Source organism: Parageobacillus sp. G301 (assembly GCF_030268025.1).
Lineage (GTDB): Bacteria > Bacillota > Bacilli > Bacillales > Anoxybacillaceae > Parageobacillus_B > Parageobacillus_B toebii.
Window position 1 is genome coordinate 466,586 of the sequence record NZ_BSDB01000002.1, and the last position, 18,047, is coordinate 484,632.

General features: G+C 43.8%; 17 protein-coding genes. 12 read left to right on the plus strand and 5 right to left on the minus strand.

The window, feature by feature from the left end:
• Positions 1–20 precede the first annotated feature (20 nt).
• The 10 genes from secA (at position 21) to QSJ37_RS11020 (ending at position 11,323) form a co-directional block, all read left to right on the plus strand.
• The gene (gene secA / locus QSJ37_RS10975; protein ID WP_285755190.1) at positions 21–2,534 is read left to right on the plus strand and encodes a preprotein translocase subunit SecA; all 2,514 of its coding nucleotides are present in this window, start codon (positions 21–23) and stop codon (positions 2,532–2,534) included.
• A 104-nt stretch (positions 2,535–2,638) separates the two neighbouring features.
• Positions 2,639–3,740, plus strand: a protein-coding gene (gene prfB, locus QSJ37_RS10980) for a peptide chain release factor 2 (RefSeq protein WP_097354901.1) whose coding sequence is annotated in 2 segments (ribosomal slippage) — positions 2,639–2,710 and positions 2,712–3,740 — 1,101 coding nt in all. Because the reading frame shifts where the segments join, the coding sequence is not laid out codon by codon here.
• Between the two features lie 138 nt (positions 3,741–3,878).
• Positions 3,879–4,739 carry a YitT family protein gene (locus tag QSJ37_RS10985; RefSeq protein WP_285755191.1) on the plus strand — a complete coding sequence of 287 codons (861 nt, stop codon included), beginning with the start codon at positions 3,879–3,881 and terminating at the stop codon, positions 4,737–4,739.
• Between the two features lie 61 nt (positions 4,740–4,800).
• Entirely contained in the window at positions 4,801–5,133 is a 333-nt protein-coding gene (gene cccB / locus QSJ37_RS10990) for a cytochrome c551 (protein WP_285755192.1), read from the plus strand.
• A gap of 187 nt (positions 5,134–5,320) precedes the next feature.
• Positions 5,321–6,007 carry a cell division ATP-binding protein FtsE gene (gene ftsE, locus QSJ37_RS10995; protein WP_062679071.1) on the plus strand — a complete coding sequence of 229 codons (687 nt, stop codon included), beginning with the start codon at positions 5,321–5,323 and terminating at the stop codon, positions 6,005–6,007.
• Positions 5,997–6,890 carry a permease-like cell division protein FtsX gene (gene ftsX / locus QSJ37_RS11000; RefSeq protein ID WP_285755193.1) on the plus strand — a complete coding sequence of 298 codons (894 nt, stop codon included), beginning with the start codon at positions 5,997–5,999 and terminating at the stop codon, positions 6,888–6,890. Before ftsE ends, ftsX begins: the two co-directional genes overlap by 11 nt.
• A gap of 41 nt (positions 6,891–6,931) precedes the next feature.
• The gene (locus QSJ37_RS11005; RefSeq protein WP_285755194.1) at positions 6,932–8,257 is read left to right on the plus strand and encodes a murein hydrolase activator EnvC family protein; all 1,326 of its coding nucleotides are present in this window, start codon (positions 6,932–6,934) and stop codon (positions 8,255–8,257) included.
• A gap of 277 nt (positions 8,258–8,534) precedes the next feature.
• On the plus strand, positions 8,535–8,936 hold the full coding sequence (locus QSJ37_RS11010; protein WP_285756109.1) for a DoxX family protein: 402 nt from the start codon (positions 8,535–8,537) through the stop codon (positions 8,934–8,936).
• A gap of 25 nt (positions 8,937–8,961) precedes the next feature.
• Complete coding sequence (locus QSJ37_RS11015; protein WP_285755195.1) at positions 8,962–9,666, plus strand: pirin family protein; 705 nt, start codon at positions 8,962–8,964, stop codon at positions 9,664–9,666.
• A gap of 214 nt (positions 9,667–9,880) precedes the next feature.
• Entirely contained in the window at positions 9,881–11,323 is a 1,443-nt protein-coding gene (locus QSJ37_RS11020; protein ID WP_285755196.1) for a S41 family peptidase, read from the plus strand.
• A 98-nt stretch (positions 11,324–11,421) separates the two neighbouring features.
• Here the strand turns inward: QSJ37_RS11020 and QSJ37_RS11025 are convergent, their stop codons facing one another.
• The 5 genes from QSJ37_RS11025 to QSJ37_RS11045 form a co-directional block, all read right to left on the minus strand.
• Positions 11,422–12,417 carry a glycosyltransferase family 2 protein gene (locus QSJ37_RS11025; RefSeq protein WP_285755197.1) on the minus strand — a complete coding sequence of 332 codons (996 nt, stop codon included), beginning with the start codon at positions 12,415–12,417 and terminating at the stop codon, positions 11,422–11,424.
• Positions 12,418–12,431: 14 nt separating this feature from the next.
• Complete coding sequence (locus tag QSJ37_RS11030) at positions 12,432–14,102, minus strand: DUF6044 family protein (RefSeq protein WP_285755198.1); 1,671 nt, start codon at positions 14,100–14,102, stop codon at positions 12,432–12,434.
• 89 nt (positions 14,103–14,191) lie between these two features.
• A complete protein-coding gene (locus QSJ37_RS11035; protein WP_285756165.1) occupies positions 14,192–14,371 on the minus strand; it encodes a hypothetical protein in 180 nt (59 codons plus the stop codon).
• Positions 14,364–15,539, minus strand: a complete 1,176-nt coding sequence (locus QSJ37_RS11040; protein ID WP_285755199.1) for an RNA-guided endonuclease InsQ/TnpB family protein — start codon at positions 15,537–15,539, stop codon at positions 14,364–14,366. The genes QSJ37_RS11035 and QSJ37_RS11040 overlap by 8 nt, the downstream gene beginning before the upstream one ends.
• 237 nt (positions 15,540–15,776) lie before the next feature.
• A complete protein-coding gene (locus QSJ37_RS11045; RefSeq protein ID WP_285755200.1) occupies positions 15,777–16,283 on the minus strand; it encodes a MerR family transcriptional regulator in 507 nt (168 codons plus the stop codon).
• Between the two features lie 232 nt (positions 16,284–16,515).
• Between QSJ37_RS11045 and QSJ37_RS11050 the strand changes: the two genes are divergently transcribed.
• Together QSJ37_RS11050 and QSJ37_RS11055 are read left to right on the plus strand one after the other, a co-directional pair.
• Positions 16,516–17,703, plus strand: a complete 1,188-nt coding sequence (locus QSJ37_RS11050) for a PDZ domain-containing protein (protein WP_285755201.1) — start codon at positions 16,516–16,518, stop codon at positions 17,701–17,703.
• Between the two features lie 16 nt (positions 17,704–17,719).
• Positions 17,720–17,941, plus strand: a complete 222-nt coding sequence (locus QSJ37_RS11055) for a CsbA family protein (protein ID WP_285755202.1) — start codon at positions 17,720–17,722, stop codon at positions 17,939–17,941.
• Positions 17,942–18,047: the final 106 nt, after the last annotated feature.

An 18,047-nucleotide genomic window follows, 5' to 3' on the forward strand; every position in this document is an offset into this window, starting at 1 on the left:
TGAAATAAGGAGCGTTTTCTATGCTTGGAGTATTAAAAAAGGTGTTTGACCCAAACAAACGCCAACTAAGCCGTTTAGAAAAGATTGCTGACCAAGTCGATGCGCTTGGCCCAGAGATGGCAAAGCTTTCGGATGAACAGTTGCGTCAAAAGACCGAGGAATTCAAGGCGCGCTATCAACAAGGCGAGTCGCTGGATGACTTGTTAGTTGAAGCGTTTGCCGTCGTGCGCGAAGGTGCAAAGCGCGTCCTTGGATTATATCCATATAAAGTGCAAATTATGGGCGGTATTGTCCTCCATGAGGGAAATATCGCCGAAATGAAAACAGGGGAAGGGAAAACGTTAACGGCGACGATGCCCGTTTATTTAAACGCTTTAACCGGAAAAGGCGTGCATGTCGTGACGGTCAACGAATATTTGGCGACCCGCGACGCGACGGAAATGGGCAAATTGTATGAGTTTTTAGGATTAACCGTCGGTTTGAATTTAAGCGGTATGTCGCGGGAGGAAAAACAAGCGGCGTATAATGCCGATATTACGTACGGAACGAACAACGAGTTTGGCTTTGACTATTTGCGCGATAACATGGTGCTTTATAAAGAACATATCGTACAGCGTCCGCTTCATTATGCGATTATTGACGAAGTGGACTCGATTTTAATTGACGAGGCGCGGACGCCGCTCATTATTTCGGGCACCGCGCAAAAATCGACAGCGCTGTATATTCAGGCAAATGCGTTTGTGCGTACATTGAAAAAAGATGTCGATTATACGTATGATGAGAAAACGAAAAGCGTACAGCTCACTGAAGAAGGGATCACGAAAGCGGAAAAAGCGTTTGGAATCGACAACCTATTCGACTTAAAGCATGTAACGCTAAACCATCATATTAACTTGGCGCTAAGAGCGCATGTGACGATGCATCGGGATGTCGATTATGTGGTGGAAGACGGAAAAGTCGTCATCGTCGACCAGTTTACAGGCCGCCTAATGCGCGGACGCCGTTATAGTGACGGATTGCATCAAGCGATCGAAGCAAAAGAAGGATTGGAAATTCAAAATGAGTCGATGACGCTTGCGACGATTACGTTCCAAAACTACTTCCGCATGTATGAAAAGCTTGCGGGAATGACGGGAACGGCGAAAACGGAAGAAGAAGAATTCCGAAACATTTATAACATGCAAGTCGTTGTCATCCCGACAAACAAACCGGTCATCCGTGAAGACCGTCCAGATTTAATTTTCCGGACGATGGAAGGAAAATTCCGCGCCGTAGTAGAAGATATCGCACAGCGCCATGCGAAAGGGCAGCCGGTGCTTGTCGGGACGGTGTCGATTGAAACATCGGAACTTCTTTCGAATATGTTGAAAAAACGTGGGATTCCGCATAATGTATTAAATGCGAAAAACCATGCGAAAGAAGCAGAAATTATCGCCCAAGCCGGTCAAAAAGGCGCTGTAACGATCGCGACAAACATGGCCGGACGCGGTACGGATATTAAGCTTGGCGAAGGTGTCAAAGAGCTTGGCGGATTAGCGGTTATTGGCACGGAACGCCATGAAAGCCGCCGTATTGATAACCAGTTGCGCGGTCGTGCGGGACGCCAAGGCGACCCAGGTGTATCGCAATTTTATCTATCGCTTGAAGATGAGTTGATGCGCCGTTTCGGTTCGGAAAGTTTAATGTCGATGATGGACCGCTTAGGCATGGATGATTCTCAGCCAATTCAAAGCAAAATGGTCACTAAAGCGGTCGAATCGGCGCAAAAACGGGTAGAAGGCAACAACTTTGATGCGCGTAAACAGCTGCTTCAATACGATGATGTGTTGCGTGAGCAGCGTGAAATTATTTATCGCCAGCGCTATGAAGTGCTTGACTCCGACAACTTGCGCGGCATTATCGAAAAAATGATTCAATCGGTCATTGAGCGGGTCGTCAACGCTCATACGCCGAAAGAAGAGCTTCCGGAAGAATGGAATTTAAAAGGAATCATCGATTACGTCAATGCCAACCTGTTGCCGGAAGGCGATGTGACCGTTAACGATTTGCGCGGCAAAGAGCCGGAAGAAATGATTGAGCTCATTTGGGAAAAAGTGAAAGCGCGCTATGATGAAAAAGAACAGCAAATTCCGCCGGAACAAATGCGCGAATTTGAACGCGTCATCGTCCTTCGCGCCGTCGATATGAAGTGGATGGACCATATCGACGCGATGGAGCAGCTGCGTCAAGGAATTCATTTGCGCGCGTACGGACAAATTGATCCGCTTCGCGAATATCAAATGGAAGGATATGCGATGTTTGAAAACATGATCGCTTCCATTGAAGAAGAAGTAGCAAAATATATTATGAAAGCGGAAATCCACAGCAATCTCGAACGCCAGGAAGTGGCAAAAGGCGAAGCGGTTCATCCGAAAGAAGGAGAAGGCGAAGTAAAACGGAAGCCGTATCGCAAGGCCGTTCGCATTGGTCGTAACGACCCTTGCATTTGCGGAAGCGGCAAAAAGTATAAACATTGCTGCGGAAAAAATGCATAACGTTTGCGGCAAAGTGGGGGGATTGCCTCTCACTTTGTTTGCGAACTCCCATTGATTCTTGTTTCGAAAATCCAGTACAATGAGTAACGAGGTGAAGCATCATGATTGATCTGATCGAAATTAAGCAAGAACTTGAAAAAATGGCTAAGCGATTAGCGGAAATAAGGGGGTCTCTTTGACCTCGAAACGAAACAGGCGCGCATTCGTGAATTAGAGGAACAAATGGCCGCGCCAAACTTTTGGGATGATCAAAAAGCAGCGCAAACGGTAATTAATGAAGCAAATGCGCTGAAAGATTTAGTGGGCGAGTTCCAATCACTTGAGGAGCGTTTTGAAAACTTAGAAGTGACGTATGAGTTGATTAAAGAAGAGCCGGATGAAGATTTGCAACAGGAGTTGGTGGCAGAAGCGAAAAAATTAACGAAAGATTTTAGTGAATTTGAACTCCAGCTCCTATTAAATGAGCCATACGATAAAAACAATGCGATTTTAGAGCTTCATCCTGGCGCGGGCGGCACGGAATCCCAAGACTGGGCTTCAATGCTTTTACGAATGTATACGCGCTGGGCCGAGAAAAAAGGGTTTAAAGTCGAAACGCTTGACTACTTGCCTGGCGAAGAAGCGGGAGTTAAAAGCGTCACGCTTCTCATTAAAGGGCATAACGCGTACGGCTATTTGAAAGCAGAAAAAGGCGTGCACCGGCTCGTTCGGATTTCTCCGTTTGATGCGTCTGGCCGCCGCCATACATCGTTTGTTTCTTGCGAAGTTATGCCGGAGATGGATGATGATATTGAAATTGAAATTCGTCCGGAAGAGATTAAAGTCGATACGTACCGCTCTAGCGGCGCCGGAGGCCAGCACGTCAACACGACCGATTCTGCTGTGCGCATTACCCATATTCCGACTGGCATTGTCGTCACGTGCCAATCGGAGCGCTCGCAAATTAAAAACCGCGAAAAAGCGATGAACATGTTAAAGGCGAAGCTGTATCAAAAGAAACTTGAAGAGCAGCAGGCCGAGCTTGCCGAAATTCGCGGCGAACAAAAAGAAATCGGCTGGGGGAACCAAATTCGTTCCTATGTCTTCCATCCTTACTCGCTTGTCAAAGACCACCGTACGAACGTCGAAGTTGGAAACGTGCAGGCGGTAATGGATGGCGAAATCGATATCTTTATTGACGCCTACTTGCGTTCCAAACTCAAATAAGACGAAAGGCATCTACTATCGCTTGTTCGATAGCAGATGCCTTTTTTGTGTAGACTAACTTTAATGCGTTACTGCTTTATTCCGCTGCCATTTACTTGTAGAAATGGGCGTGCTATACTCTCATGGGAGGTCTGATGAATGAGAAGAGGAAGTCAACCATTGCATCCAAAAGTGGGGCTAATGATGGAATATGTATACATATTGATTGGTTCGGCGATTGTTGCCGTGGCGTTTAATGTCTTTTTATTGCCAAACCGCGTCGCTTCTGGCGGCGTAAGCGGAATCAGTACGATCGCTTATGCGGTGTTCGGTTGGCAGCCTGCTTATGTGCAATGGGCGCTGAATATTCCTTTATTTATTTCGGGAGTTGTTTTGCTCGGTCGGCAGTTTGGCGTAAAGACGCTTGTCGGCACATTGTTTTTGCCGTTTGTTGTCTATTTAACGAAAGATGTCGAGCCAGCCACCCATGACCCACTGCTTGGTTCGTTATTTGGCGGCATTGGGGTTGGGCTTGGCCTTGGCATTGTGTTTCGCGGCAAAGCATCGACAGGCGGGACCGATTTGGCGGCGCAAATTATTCACAAATATACCGGATTGTCCCTTGGCATGTGTGTGATTCTGATTGACGGGCTAATCGTATTAACCGCTGCGTTCGTCTTTGATATTGAACAAGCGTTGTATGCACTCATTGCTCTTTATGTGACAAGCAAAACGATTGATTTAGTACAAATCGGGCTTGGCTACTCGAAAATGGCGATGATTATTACCAATGAAGAAGAAAAAGTACGTCATGCGATTTTGCATGAAATTGACCGCGGTGTGACAAAGTTGTCAGGGTACGGCGGCTATACGGATCACGAACGCCCAGTGCTGATGTGTGTAGTGCAGCAATCGGAGTTCACAAAATTGAAACAATTGGTCAAAAACATTGATCCATCAGCATTTGTCATTGTTATGAACGCTGCCGAAGTGCTTGGAGAAGGTTTTAAGCGCACATAATTTTTTCAAAATGGGTTATAATAACTCTGAATGTAATTATTAGATTAGGGGGAGTTCATTTATGAAATGGAAACTTGCTACTGTATTTCTTGGTGCTTCACTAGCGCTTGCGGCCTGTGGCGGCGGCAACAATGCAACGGATAATAACAATGGCAATAATGGCGGAGGGGATACTGCCGCAGCAGCAGAGCAAATTTTCCAACAAAACTGCGCTTCTTGTCATGGGAAAGATTTATCAGGTGGTGCAGGACCAAACTTACAAAAAGTTGGAAGCAAATATTCGAAAGATGAAATTAAAAACATTATTGAAAAAGGACGCGGCGGCATGCCAGCTGGCCTTATAAAAGGAGAAGATGCTGATAAAGTTGCGGAATGGCTTGCGTCCAAAAAATAAACCTTTTCAATCCGGTACCTACAAGGGCCGGATTTTTCTTATGTAATGTATTTGAAATATAAATGTAAAACTCAAGTGCAACAAATGATGCTATAATAAACTTTGCAGAATTTTGTATAATCGATTCGAAATATAGCGAAACAGCTCGAGTAACGGCAACAATGAAAATGAGATTAGGTGATAAAGCATGATCGAAATGCAAGATGTATATAAGACATACCCGAATGGCGTAGTAGCGCTAAACGGGGTGAATGTTCGCATCAAACAAGGAGAATTTGTCTATGTCGTTGGACCTAGTGGTGCGGGAAAATCAACGCTTGTGAAAATGATGTACCGTGAAGAGAAGCCAACAAGCGGCTCTATTATGATCAATGGTGTAAATCTTGCTAAATTAAAAGACAGCAAAGTTCCATTATTGCGGCGACATATCGGAGTAGTGTTTCAAGACTTCAAATTGCTTCCTAAGCTAACGGTATATGAAAATGTAGCGTTTGCTTTGGAAGTAATTGAAGAATCGCCGAAAGTGATTCGCAAGAAAGTGATGGAAGTACTCGAATTAGTCGGATTAAAACATAAGGTGCGATCCTATCCAGATGAACTTTCCGGAGGAGAGCAGCAACGAGTTTCTATTGCACGCTCGATTGTGAACTCTCCTAAAATTGTGATTGCAGATGAGCCGACAGGGAATTTAGACCCAGAAACATCATGGGGGATTATGGAGTTGTTTGAAAAAATTAATAATCGCGGCACAACGATCGTCATGGCAACACATAACCGTGAAATTGTAAATACGATTAGACGCCGTGTCATCGCAATGGAAAATGGGAAAATCGTCCGTGATGAGGCGAAGGGAGAATACGGTTATGAGGATTAGTACCCTAAAGCGTCACGTGCGGGAAAGCATGAAAAGTCTTGGCAGAAACGGCTGGATGACGTTCGCTTCCATCAGTGCGGTGACTGTTACGTTGCTATTAGTCGGCGTGTTTTTAGTTATCATGTTTAATATGAACCATTTTGCGAAAAAAATCGAAAATGATGTCGAAATTCGCGTCCATATTGATGTAACGGCGAACAATCAAGATAAACAAACGCTTCGTGCGCAGATTGAAGCGATCCCTCAAGTGAAGGAAATACGTTATTCTTCGAAAGAACAAGAATTGAAAAATTTAATTAAAAGTTTTGGCGAAGAAGGCTCTTCGTTCCGTTTGTTTGAACAAGACAACCCGCTAAGCGATGTGTATGTGGTGAAAACAGAAAAACCGACAGACACGATCAAAGTGGCCAAACAAATTGAAAAGTTCCAGTTTGTCCACAAAGTGAACTACGGTCAAGGTCAAGTAGAAAAATTATTCAGCACGTTGAAAGCGGCACGAAACATCGGGCTTGTGTTAATCATCGGTCTGTTGTTTACCGCGATGTTTTTAATCTCCAATACCATTAAAATTACGATTTTTGCGCGGCGGCGCGAAATTGAGATTATGAGATTAGTAGGAGCGACAAACGGATTTATTCGTTGGCCGTTTTTCTTGGAAGGATTGTGGCTTGGCGTCATCGGTGCGGTTTTTCCAATCGCGTCGATCATGGCCGTTTATTATAACATTTACAAATTTTTAGAGCCGAAAATTACGATTCCATTTGTAGAGCTTCTTCCATTTTATCCGTTTATGTGGCAAATCAGCTTGCTTTTATTGCTTATCGGTGCATGCATCGGCGTTTGGGGAAGCATGATGTCTGTCCGTAAGTTTTTGAAAGTCTGATAGAAAAAGATCATCACCATAAGGGAGAGGGGAATAATTTGATGAAAAGCAGGAAAGTACTGGCGCTTGCCGCAGCTGCGGCGTTAAGTTTTGGTGTTTTCCCGCACTTTGCCAATGCGGTAAGCGACCGGGATATTCAAGAAAAACGGGATGCGATTAACAACATTCGTTCAAAGCAGTCCGCGGTACAAGAGAAAATAAATGATGCTAATCAAGAAATTCAAAAACTGCAATCCAAACAAAAAGAGCTCTCCGAAGAAATTAAAAAACTCGATTTAGCAGTGGAAGAAACGAGTGGAAAAATTCGCAACTTATCCGCTGATATTCAACAAACAGAACAAGATATTGAAACATTGAAGCGTGAAATTGCCGAAGTGCAAGCGCGCATTGAAAAACGAAATGAGATTTTGAAAGAGCGTGTTCGTTCTTTGCAAGAGAGCGGCGGAGTCATCAGTTATCTTGAAGTATTGCTCGGAGCGCAAAGCTTTAGCGATTTTATTGACCGCATGAGCGCTGTCACCACCATTTTTGAGGCAGACAAACAAATTATTCGCGAACAACAAGCGGATAAAGCATTAAAAGAGAAAAAAGAAAAGGAACTTACGGATAAACTAGCTAGTCTTCAAACAAACTTAAAAGAACTAGAGCAGCTGAAACAAAAATTAAGCGAGCAAATGAAGCAAAAGAATCAATTAATGGCACATTTGAAACAAGAAGAACAAGAACACCATGATAAAAAAATGGCGCTTGCGGAAGAACAAGAATTGTTGAGAAAACAAGAAGCAGCGATGAAATATCAGCTTCAGCAGCTAATGAAGAAAAAGCGTGCTGAAGAAGAAGCGAAACGCAGAGCGGCTGCTAGACATACATATTCATCAGGAAATGAAAGTGCGCCGTCCGAAAGTGAAAATAGCAGCGGCGCATCTAGTTCCCGAGATACATCAAACGTTCCACCTGTTACAAGCGGAGCGTTTATGAGACCAGCGAATGGTCCGATTACATCAGGATTCGGTTACCGTTTTGGTGGAAGTGATTTTCATCCGGCAATCGATATTGGTAAAACTGCTGCTGTTGTTCCTGTTGTGGCAGCGGCTGACGGATATGTATTCCGTTCGTATCTTTCTAGCAGTTACGGAAACGTCATTTTCATCACTCATGTGATTAATGGACAAGTATATACAACCGTATATGCCCATCTTGACGCGCGTCTTGTCGGTGAAGGGCAAACGGTTCGCAAAGGGCAAGTCATCGGTTATATGGGGAACACAGGCCATTCGACAGGGCCTCACCTTCACTTCGAACTGCATCGCGGAGCGTGGAATCCGGCAAAATCGAATGCGGTAAATCCGCTTAATTATATTAATTAATTTTTAACCGTTACGCCGAGCAGTGAAACACTGCTCGGCTTTTTTGCCTATTCTATTAGAACTATTTTTATAAGTGAGTTATTAATATTTTCGAACGTGCTGCAAGGATCCATAAATGCACATAAAAACCATCATCTTACAAAGGGGGAGGCTATCATGATTTCCAATTTTATTTATCTAATATTTTTATATTGACAATATCAAAATAATTATTTTATAATTATCTCGAATTCAAGATTTATGAAACAAAGATAATATCAGAAGGAGCGTGTTGATGATGGCAGGTATCGGATTATTATTAATCCGTTTAGTTTTTGGATTGACATTTGCAGGACATGGCGCCCAAAAATTGTTTGGCTGGTTTGGAGGACATGGACTTGCGGGCACGGCAGGCTGGATGGAATCCATTGGATTAAAACCAGGAAAAATGATGGCTTTTGCTGCTGGGATGAGCGAATTGATTGGCGGATTTTTATTTGCACTAGGACTTTTGACTCCGCTTGCCGCTTTATTGATGATTGTGCCAATGATCGTGGCTATTGTGAAAGTGCATGGGCCAAACGGATATTGGGCGGCACAAAATGGGTATGAGTACAATCTTGCGATTATTGCGGTTGCTGTTGGAGTAGCATTAATCGGACCGGGGCAATATGCGCTTGATACGATTATTTTTGGATAAGCTATTGTAAGGAGAGAGTGTGTATATGATTCAAGTATATCCTGCGCAATCCCGCTATTATGCGGATTATGGATGGTTAAAGACGTATCATAGCTTTTCTTTTGGCGACTACTATGATCCTAATAATATCCATTTCGGCCCGCTGCGCGTATTAAACGACGATTTTGTCGCTCCGCTTAGAGGGTTTGGCGCCCATCCTCATCAAGAAATGGAAATCGTTTCGATTGTATTAAAAGGCTATTTAAAGCATGAGGACAGCACAGGACATACCGCGATGACAACGTTTGGAGGCGTGCAGCGGATGTCGGCAGGGACAGGAATTATTCACTCTGAAATGAACCCATCGCCAACGGAAGAAGTGAATTTTTTGCAGCTATGGTTTTTGCCTGAAGTCCGAGGGTTGACGCCATCGTACGAGCGGACGACGTTTGATGTGGCGAAAATGAAAAACGCGTTGCTTCCGGTGGTGACGAAAAATCCTTCGTCTCCAGGAATTGCCCATATTCATCAAGATGTAACGATTTACCTTTCCGATTTAGAAGCAGGGCGCGAGCTTATATTTACGCAACAAGAGGGAAGAAGAATCTTTTTCTTTGTTATTGAAGGAGATGTTGCATTAAACGGAGAAACAACGTTGCATAAGCGTGATTCCGCGCGAATTACGGAAACGCCGATACTCCGTATTGCATCAGAAAATGGCGCGCGTTTTATGTTAATTGATTTACCGTAACGAACATGGCACAACTTGCGAAACGCAAGTTGTGCATTTTTTTTTCAAACTTATTTGGTTGAGAAAACAATGGGAAATGTGTAAACTAGTAATGCAAAGAAACAGAATGTAATCATACTGTGTACAAGCTAGTCATATGATAAAAATAAAAGGCATCGCACGGCCTACTGTGTGGTGCCTTTCCTGTATGGCATAGGGTGAGGAGGAGACAGTTGTGAATAAAAAAACAACCGCAATACTTATGGCTTTATCGATGCTAGTTGGTGCCGGGGGAACATATGCCGGCATGCAGCTTGCAGCGCCTGACAGCGATCGTGAAATAACACTGGTCGAGCCGGATAAAGCGGCAACGAACGATGACGAGAAAGAGCTGAAGAAAGTCGAACAAGCTTATGAGCTGATTAAAAACCGCTATGTTGAAAAAGTTGATGATGATAAGCTCATTCAAGGCGCGATTCAAGGAATGATTAGCACGCTGAACGACCCGTATTCTGTCTATATGGATGAAGAAACAAGCGAACAATTTACGGAGTCGCTTGACTCTTCGTTTGAAGGAATCGGTGCCGAGGTAAGCATGATTAACGGGAAAGTCACGATTGTCGCACCGATTAAAAACTCGCCGGCAGAAAAAGCGGGATTAAAACCAAATGATCAAATTTTGCGGGTGAATGGCGAAAGCTTAGAAGGGCTTGATTTATATGAAGCCGTGTTGAAAATTCGCGGGAAAAAAGGGACGACGGTACAATTAGATGTTCTTCGCCCCGGTGTAAAAGAAGTGATTAAAGTAAAAGTAGTCCGCGATGAAATCCCGATTGAAACGGTTTATGATTCTGTAAAAACGTATAACGGGAAAAAAGTCGGCTATTTAGAAGTAACATCGTTTTCCGAAAATACAGCACAAGATTTTAAAAAGAAATTAGCGAAATTAGAAAGCGAGCATATCGATGGGTTAATCATTGATGTGCGCGGCAACCCAGGCGGCTATTTGCAAAGCGTGGAGGAAATTCTAAAACAATTCATTCCGAAAGACAAACCATATGTACAAATCGAAGAACGCAATGGCGATAAACAACGTTTTTATTCCGATTTAACGGAGAAAAAACCGTATCCGATCGCCGTGTTAATTGACAAAGGCAGCGCGTCCGCTTCGGAAATTTTAGCTGGCGCTATGAAAGAAGCGGGAGGATATAAGCTCGTCGGTGAAACATCGTTCGGAAAAGGAACGGTGCAACAAGCGATTCCGATGGGAGATGGCAGCAACATTAAATTAACGCTCTATAAATGGCTGACGCCGGATGGCCATTGGATTCATAAAAAAGGAATTAAGCCGGACGTTGAAGTAAAGCAGCCGGATTACTTCCACGTTAGTCCGCTTCATATCGAAAAAGAGCTTTCCTTTGATATGAACAATGAGCAAGTAAAAAGTGCGCAACAAATGTTAAAGGGACTTGGATTTGACCCGGGCCGCACCGATGGCTACTTCAGCAAAGAAACTGAGTCGGCGGTAAAAGCATTCCAAAAGGCAAATAAACTCCCGCAAACCGGAAAAATCGATAAAAACACAGCCGAAGTATTACAAGCAAAAGTGATGGATGACATTCGCTCCGACAACAATGATGTACAACTAAAAACAGCGATGAAAGTGCTGTTTCAATGAAACAAAACGGGCAACCGCCTTGAGCGTTGCCCGTTTTTTCAACTTTGACCAATTCAATCATCCGGCTGCAACAAGTAAAAAACGCAAAAATGGTTGGTTTATAGCTGCACCTTTTCTTTTTTGGAAGATGGCGAGAACGATGGGGAATGCAACGTTTTTTCAATCGTAAACCGCGGCCGTCTTTTGACTTCTTGATAAATTTTTCCAATATATTCTCCAATGAGTCCCATTCCCATTAGCAACAAACCGCCGATGAGCCAAACGGAAATCATGATGGATGTCCAACCTGATTCGGCATGACCAAGCAATTTGACAGCTAACGAATATATGCCGGCAGCACTGCTGAGAAGAAAAGCAAGAAATCCAATGAACGTAATCAATCGAATTGGTACGATACTGAAAGAGGTAATGCCATCAAACGCAAATGCCAGCATTTTTTTGAGCGGATATTTCGATTCTCCCGCAAAACGTTTTTTACGGTCATAAAATACTTTCGTCGAACGGAAGCCTAGCAGCGGTACTATTCCGCGCAGGAAGATGTTGATTTCCGTGTAGCGGCTCAATTCCTCAAGCGCCCGCTTGCTCATTAATCGGAAATCGGCGTGATTGTACACTAATTGGACGCCTAATTTTTGCATGAATCGATAAAACCATTGTGCGGTTGCTTTTTTAAACCATGTATCGGTATCGCGGCTGCGCCGCACTCCGTAAACGATGTCATATCCTTCCCAATATTTCAGGACAAATTCGCGGATGACGGAAATATCGTCCTGTAAATCCGCGTCAATAGAAATGACACAGTCGGAATTATTTTTTGCTGTTTCCAAACCGGCAAGCAATGCATTTTGATGTCCGAAATTACGGGAAAGTTTAATCCCAGTAACGAATGGATTACGTTGGCTTTCTTCTTCGATCAGCGCCCATGTACGGTCTAGGCTTCCATCATCGACAAACAATATTTTGCTTCCGATGGCAATTAAATCTTCTTCTAATAGATTTTCTAGTACGTGTGTTAGCTGTTGTATCGTTTCCGGCAAGACATCTTCCTCGTTATAACAAGGAACGACGATCGTCAAAATCGGTTTTTGCATCATTTCCTCCTCCTTCCTTATTCCACTTCATATAGATAAATTTTCCAAGCGGACTCCGAATCTTCGAACGTTTTCAATAGGCGAAGGTGGATTTCTTTCGCATTCATGATGGGGACGGAAGAGAAAATATAGCGTCCTCCCATTTGCTTAAATACTTTTGTATTGATATCGAAATGATAAATTTTTTTATGGGATGTTTTACGGAACATGTAATGTTTGCCAAGTTCCGCGGAGAACAGATAGACGCGGTTGCCCCAATGGTCAAAGTAATCTTTTAGGACAGGACTTTTATCTAGCTCTTTGGCGATGATTTTACGAAATTGATGTTTGTAAGATAACGGATAAAAATTGTTATACGTATCGAGCGTGTAAAACCCGTTATATTGCGCGATGGCTGGATGAAGCCCTACGCTTGCGACGCGATAGGTGCTTTGGGGTTTGCCGATATAGTCTTTGATTTCGTTAAACAAATGCTCGGCGTAAAATTCTTTAAACGAAGGCGTCCCAATGCGGCGGTAGCGAATCTCTTCATTAAAGCTGCCAAGAATCAATAGCTGCAGCGCAAGAGCAACGGGGATAATGCGTCGCCATCTGATTCCCTGTTTCCAAAGAATTTGCAATGCTAACGCAAAATCTAAATAGATGACCATTGGCCGCAAAAAGTGAAACCGTGCAAAGTTAAACGTATTTAGTAAAGAAATGCGTTCTTTTAGCGGCTGCCATCCTTTGTAAAACCAAAACGCGTACCATACGGATAATACAAAATTCAGCACGAATAGGAAAAGGAATCTTTTTTCCAGCGTTTCATTTCGTTTGGCCAAAGCAAAGAAGAAAGCGATCCATAAAATAGGCAGAATGACAAACGTATGCACGGTCATCACATGATTATGCCCAAACAAATAGTTTTTAAAAGCAAGACGGACACAGTGCCAGAAACTAAGTTTAGAAAGGAAAAACTCATGTCGGCTTGTCGGTTCTTTTTCGAATAGGAGTGAATAAACGAGGCGATATTCAATTGCCAGAAACACGCTTGTCATGAGTGCGATGGCTCCAAAAAACGGCCAGTTCCATCGTTTATGGACGATGACGTCTCGCAGCCACAATAGTGCCATGGCGGCAAGAAAGAAGAAAAATCCAAGCACAAAACTTGCGTAAAACGGCAGGAGCACAAGTACGAGCCATTCTTTCCATGTCGCCTCGCCTTTTCGGATCGTTAAAAACGACCATAGCGCCAGCGGCATGCCAAGTGTGCTTAACATTCCAGACGGCCAAAATGGAGTAAGCGCGAATGTCAGTGACGCTCCGACGCGAATGAGATACGACTCTTTCTTCGGCAGAAAATGACGCTTTAATAATACATACATTCCGATAAACGCAAAAACGCGGGTAATCGTCTGGCTAAGCGCGTAAGCTGTCATCGAAGGAAACAGCGCATGGAGCCAAACGATGCCGCTGAATTCTGTACCAAACGCGTTGCGCGGAAGGCCATTAATCACTTGCGGAATCGTTGCGTTAACCGGACCGAACAGTTCGCCGCTCCGCGTCAACACTTTATACCAAGCGATGTTCGAATCCATATTGTCATGAACTCGGATATGTGCATTTTCCCCTAACACATAAAGCGGGGAAAGGTAAATAGCTAAAAGAAGTATCGCAATTCCTATGGCAACTCGTTCGTTCCTATCCATTGTTCCTTGACTCCTTTAACGCAGTTTCAGTAAAGCATTGTTTATTATAAAATAAAAAATAAATTACGATCAATGAACCTCTTCCACCTTTATTCCATGAAGAGGTGGGAGTTTCTTACCATCTCCACCAAAGAAGCTTCTGCGCGGAAGAAGGCGGTCTCCTTCCACTCGATGAATGCATCGGAAGCCTTCTTGATGGGTTCAGTAAGCAACATCGGCATCACACCGATGGGGCGGTCCAACCCTTCTACTACTTCTTGCTTACGCAATCCGTAGATACGTCAGCTTCGTTTGTACGTTCCAATGCACAAAGGTGTTATGCAGCGCCTTGCTTAAGATATTTCTCGCGCCGTGAACGTCACGATGCTCCTCATACCCACACCGGCATACAAACAGGCGGGAAGACACTTTTTTTCTCTTTTGGCAGATAGGACAGGTCTGACTCGTATACGACTCCTCGATTCCATGCAAGCGAATGCCATGTTGGATCAGCTTATAAGTGAGATACTTCTTCACTTTCCCGAATGACCAATTCGAGAGCTTTTGTGCTTGTTTGCGGCTTGCCCGCTTTTTCTTTCTTGTGTTTCGCTGCACCCCTTCGACGTTTCCGATATACACATCGGAGGCGGACTGTTTTAAGCACCAGTCGACAAACTGTTTCGTTGTTTTATGCAACGCATCCCGCAGCTGTCTTTCGGATTTGGATAACACGTATTGTTTCGCCCGCTCATACTTTTTCCATCGGCGGGATCCTTTTTGACATTTCGATTGTCGCCGCTGGATCTCCGCCAGTTTTTTATTCCGCAGCCGGTGCAGGGAGCGTATTTTTCTTCCCGTGATGAGGAGGGCTTGCCCGTTTTCGCAAAACGCTCCGATCGTATGCACTTCCCCAAGATCGACTCCGACGGAGAAGTTCGGTTTGTACGCTTTGGCCTTTTGTCCATCTTCATACGTCACAGCCAAATAAAGACCATGATCGAAGCAGCATTCGATTTCTTTGATCGTTCCTTTTGGCAGATGCGACACATACACGACGATTGGCTTTTCCCGTTTTCCGTGATGAATGCCCATGGAGAGTTCGATTTTTTCATTTTCATACACTTTGAAACCGTCTTTCACCCATTTCGTTGGGAAGTATTTCTTTTTCTTGTAGGGATAACGAGCAGGATGTCCTTGCTGGATGGCTTGGTGTGCAGCTTGTCTTGCGAAGAGGTATTTGTGGCAGACGGATTGAATCGATTGGCTGTGAAGATGGAACTTCCTTTTCGTTTGTTTTTGTAGCTCGCTTTTGGTGATCCAGCATCCATGTTGGAGAAAGTGTTCTTTTGCTAAGCGGAGACATTCATTCCAAACACGGGCGGATTCCCGATTGCAGGCATACAATCGGTCCAAATCCGCTTTCGATGCCCGGAAGAACACTTTTTGGCCACGAAGCATGAGCATTTCCTTCTTTCTTTGTTTGATGGATGGCTCAATTATAGCACATATGTTCGTATTTGGGAATCAAAAACCTCCTGATTTATCTTCCTCCTTCACTCCGTTTAGAGGAAGGGAGACTTCTCGGGAAAAATGTTAAAAAACAATAAAGAATAAATGAAGATGTAAAGGAAGTTTTTTAAAAGAAAAACTCCTTCTCTCTCTTTTTGGAAAAGAAAAAAGAGAGAAGGAGGGAGATTATACAAATAGACTCATAATGCGGCTGATGCCACGGCGTTTCGGTTTTTGCTTTGCATTTTCCGTTATAATCGCTTGTTCTCTATTAACGTTTTCTTCTAAGCGGGCAAGGCGTTGTTCAAGTGAATGAAGCTGGGAGGCTAGTTCTTCAATTTCTCGGCGATGATGCAAAAGCTGGACGGAAACGATATCGTCCGCTTTTTCGTTGAGCTTTTTTTCGATATTTTGGAGGCGGGAGGTAAACTCATTGAGCTGTGGTTCGATATAAACGTTGAACAACTCGTCAGCGGAGAATGGATGCTGCGGATTTTCTTGATTGATGCATGGTTCTAGGGCAGCGCCTTGTTCAAATTTAATTTGTTCCAGCAAGGCAACCGCTTCGGCATCGAATACGTAGTGTCCCGCTTCATTTTTTTGACACGGGACATTATATTTCTTTACCCAGCGCTGAATCGTTTTCGGTGATACACCAAGACGCTTCGCGACACTGCTTGTTTTTAATTCCATCTAAATGATTCCTCCTTTTTCATCCTCTTTTATATCATTTTCCATCAAGACGGAAATCCCTTCCTGCCTGACAAAACTAGTGTGGATTCGGCAAAGAAAATCGTTATGCGAAAGGATTCGCCAATAATAAGCAAATAATGTTGAAAAAATGTGTATGCGATCATAGGATTTATGAAAGTGATTTGGTAGAATAGTAGATAAAGAATCGCGAACATAGCGAGGTGGCGGCGATATGGCGATATGGGTGTTGGAGGCGCTCAAAGGCTTTGGGCGGCTGCTTGCGCAACCGTTGTTTTATTATGGGATCGCACTGGCGCTTGTTATCGGATGGCGGCGGGTGAAGCGGGAAAGAAGCTATTTTTCTATTCGCGTATACAACATGTTTCATGAAAGCAAGCTTTTTTGGCGAAGCGGCCTCGTTGCCGGCGGTATTTTGTCGTTAGCAGCGGTTGCTATTGGCATCGTGTTTCCGCGCGATGCTATTTCAATGATTGCACTTGTGACGATCATCATCGGATTGACGATGCAAATGCGGCTGCTTTCCCCGGCGTATACGATGGGGCTTGTGTTTTTTATCGTTAGTATTCTTGCCAATGATAAAGAAACGGCACCAGCTTTAAAGCGTTTTTTCCCGGAACTTAGCGAGACGAATATGGCTGCGCTTGCTATTTTGCTTGCTTTATTGCTTTTTGTGGAAGCATGGCTTATTTTACAAAACGGCGCTATCGAAACATCTCCACAGTTAGCGAAAAGCAAGCGTGGTTTTGTTGTCGGAGAACATTGGTCTCAGCGGCTCTGGTTCGTTCCTGTGCTGCTTCCGGTAACAGGAGAACTTCCGTCTCCATTTTCATGGTGGCCATTATTTCCTGTTGCTGGCGATTCTTATTCATTGATGCTTGTGCCGTTTTTGATCGGATTTTCTGAGCGTGTACAAGGGATGCATCCAAAAGCCTCGATTCGTTTAACTGGAAAAAGAGTGATGTTGCTCGCATGGATTGTCAGCTTGTTTGCTATAGGAGGCTATTGGTATGCGCCGCTTTCGATGATTGCGGCAGCCCTTGCATTGATTGGAAGGGAGTGGCTTGCTTTCTTCCAGCATCGTCAAGATCGCTTGAAACCTCCGTATTTTTCGAAGCGTGAGCAAGGGCTTGTCATTTTAGGGATTCTTCCGAATTCCAAGGCGGAAAAAATGGAGCTAGAAATTGGTGAAGTCATCACAAAAGTGAACGGAATGACGGTAAAAACGGAAACAGAGTTTTATGAAGCGTTGCAACGGAACCGCGCATTTTGTAAATTAGAGGTAGTCAATGAACATGGAGAAGTTCGTTTCGTTCAAGGGGCGTTATATGAAGATGAACATCACGAACTTGGGCTGCTGTTTGTAAAAGAACGGGAAAAATGGGCGTTAGAAGCCGTCTAAATAAGGAGTTTTTCATATGTGGTTTATAGCTGCGTTAATTGTGCCATGTTTGCTTGTACTGTTATTTACCCGTGTTACGTACAATCATTATATCGGAACACTATTGACCATCGCGCTATTGGTTGCTTCCTATTTCAAAGGATATACAGACGAACTGCATGAAATTTTAGCAGATATCGTATCAACGACAGTTGGGTTTTTGTATGCGCAAAAAATGGTAAAACAGTTGAAAAAATAATCGCGCGATAATGTTCGATAGTGGCGGACGGCGAATGCTGTCCGCCATTTTTCATTGGAAGGTACTTTCTATTTTGGAACGAATATAAGTTCGCATATTTTATGCA

Excerpts from the sequence above, each read along its gene's own strand:
- cccB (WP_285755192.1), top strand. The coding sequence starts at position 4,801 with ATGAAATGGAAACTTGCTACTGTATTTCTTGGTGCTTCACTAGCGCTT.
- QSJ37_RS11005 (WP_285755194.1), top strand. The coding sequence starts at position 6,932 with ATGAAAAGCAGGAAAGTACTGGCGCTTGCCGCAGCTGCGGCGTTAAGT.
- QSJ37_RS11045 (WP_285755200.1), bottom strand. The coding sequence starts at position 16,283 with ATGGAATTAAAAACAAGCAGTGTCGCGAAGCGTCTTGGTGTATCACCG.
- QSJ37_RS11030 (WP_285755198.1), bottom strand. The coding sequence starts at position 14,102 with ATGGATAGGAACGAACGAGTTGCCATAGGAATTGCGATACTTCTTTTA.
- QSJ37_RS11040 (WP_285755199.1), bottom strand. The coding sequence starts at position 15,539 with ATGCTTCGTGGCCAAAAAGTGTTCTTCCGGGCATCGAAAGCGGATTTG.
- ftsX (WP_285755193.1), top strand. The coding sequence starts at position 5,997 with ATGAGGATTAGTACCCTAAAGCGTCACGTGCGGGAAAGCATGAAAAGT.
- secA (WP_285755190.1), top strand. The coding sequence starts at position 21 with ATGCTTGGAGTATTAAAAAAGGTGTTTGACCCAAACAAACGCCAACTA.
- QSJ37_RS11055 (WP_285755202.1), top strand. The coding sequence starts at position 17,720 with ATGTGGTTTATAGCTGCGTTAATTGTGCCATGTTTGCTTGTACTGTTA.
- QSJ37_RS11025 (WP_285755197.1), bottom strand. The coding sequence starts at position 12,417 with ATGATGCAAAAACCGATTTTGACGATCGTCGTTCCTTGTTATAACGAG.
- ftsE (WP_062679071.1), top strand. The coding sequence starts at position 5,321 with ATGATCGAAATGCAAGATGTATATAAGACATACCCGAATGGCGTAGTA.
- QSJ37_RS10985 (WP_285755191.1), top strand. The coding sequence starts at position 3,879 with ATGAGAAGAGGAAGTCAACCATTGCATCCAAAAGTGGGGCTAATGATG.
- QSJ37_RS11010 (WP_285756109.1), top strand. The coding sequence starts at position 8,535 with ATGGCAGGTATCGGATTATTATTAATCCGTTTAGTTTTTGGATTGACA.
- QSJ37_RS11050 (WP_285755201.1), top strand. The coding sequence starts at position 16,516 with ATGGCGATATGGGTGTTGGAGGCGCTCAAAGGCTTTGGGCGGCTGCTT.
- QSJ37_RS11015 (WP_285755195.1), top strand. The coding sequence starts at position 8,962 with ATGATTCAAGTATATCCTGCGCAATCCCGCTATTATGCGGATTATGGA.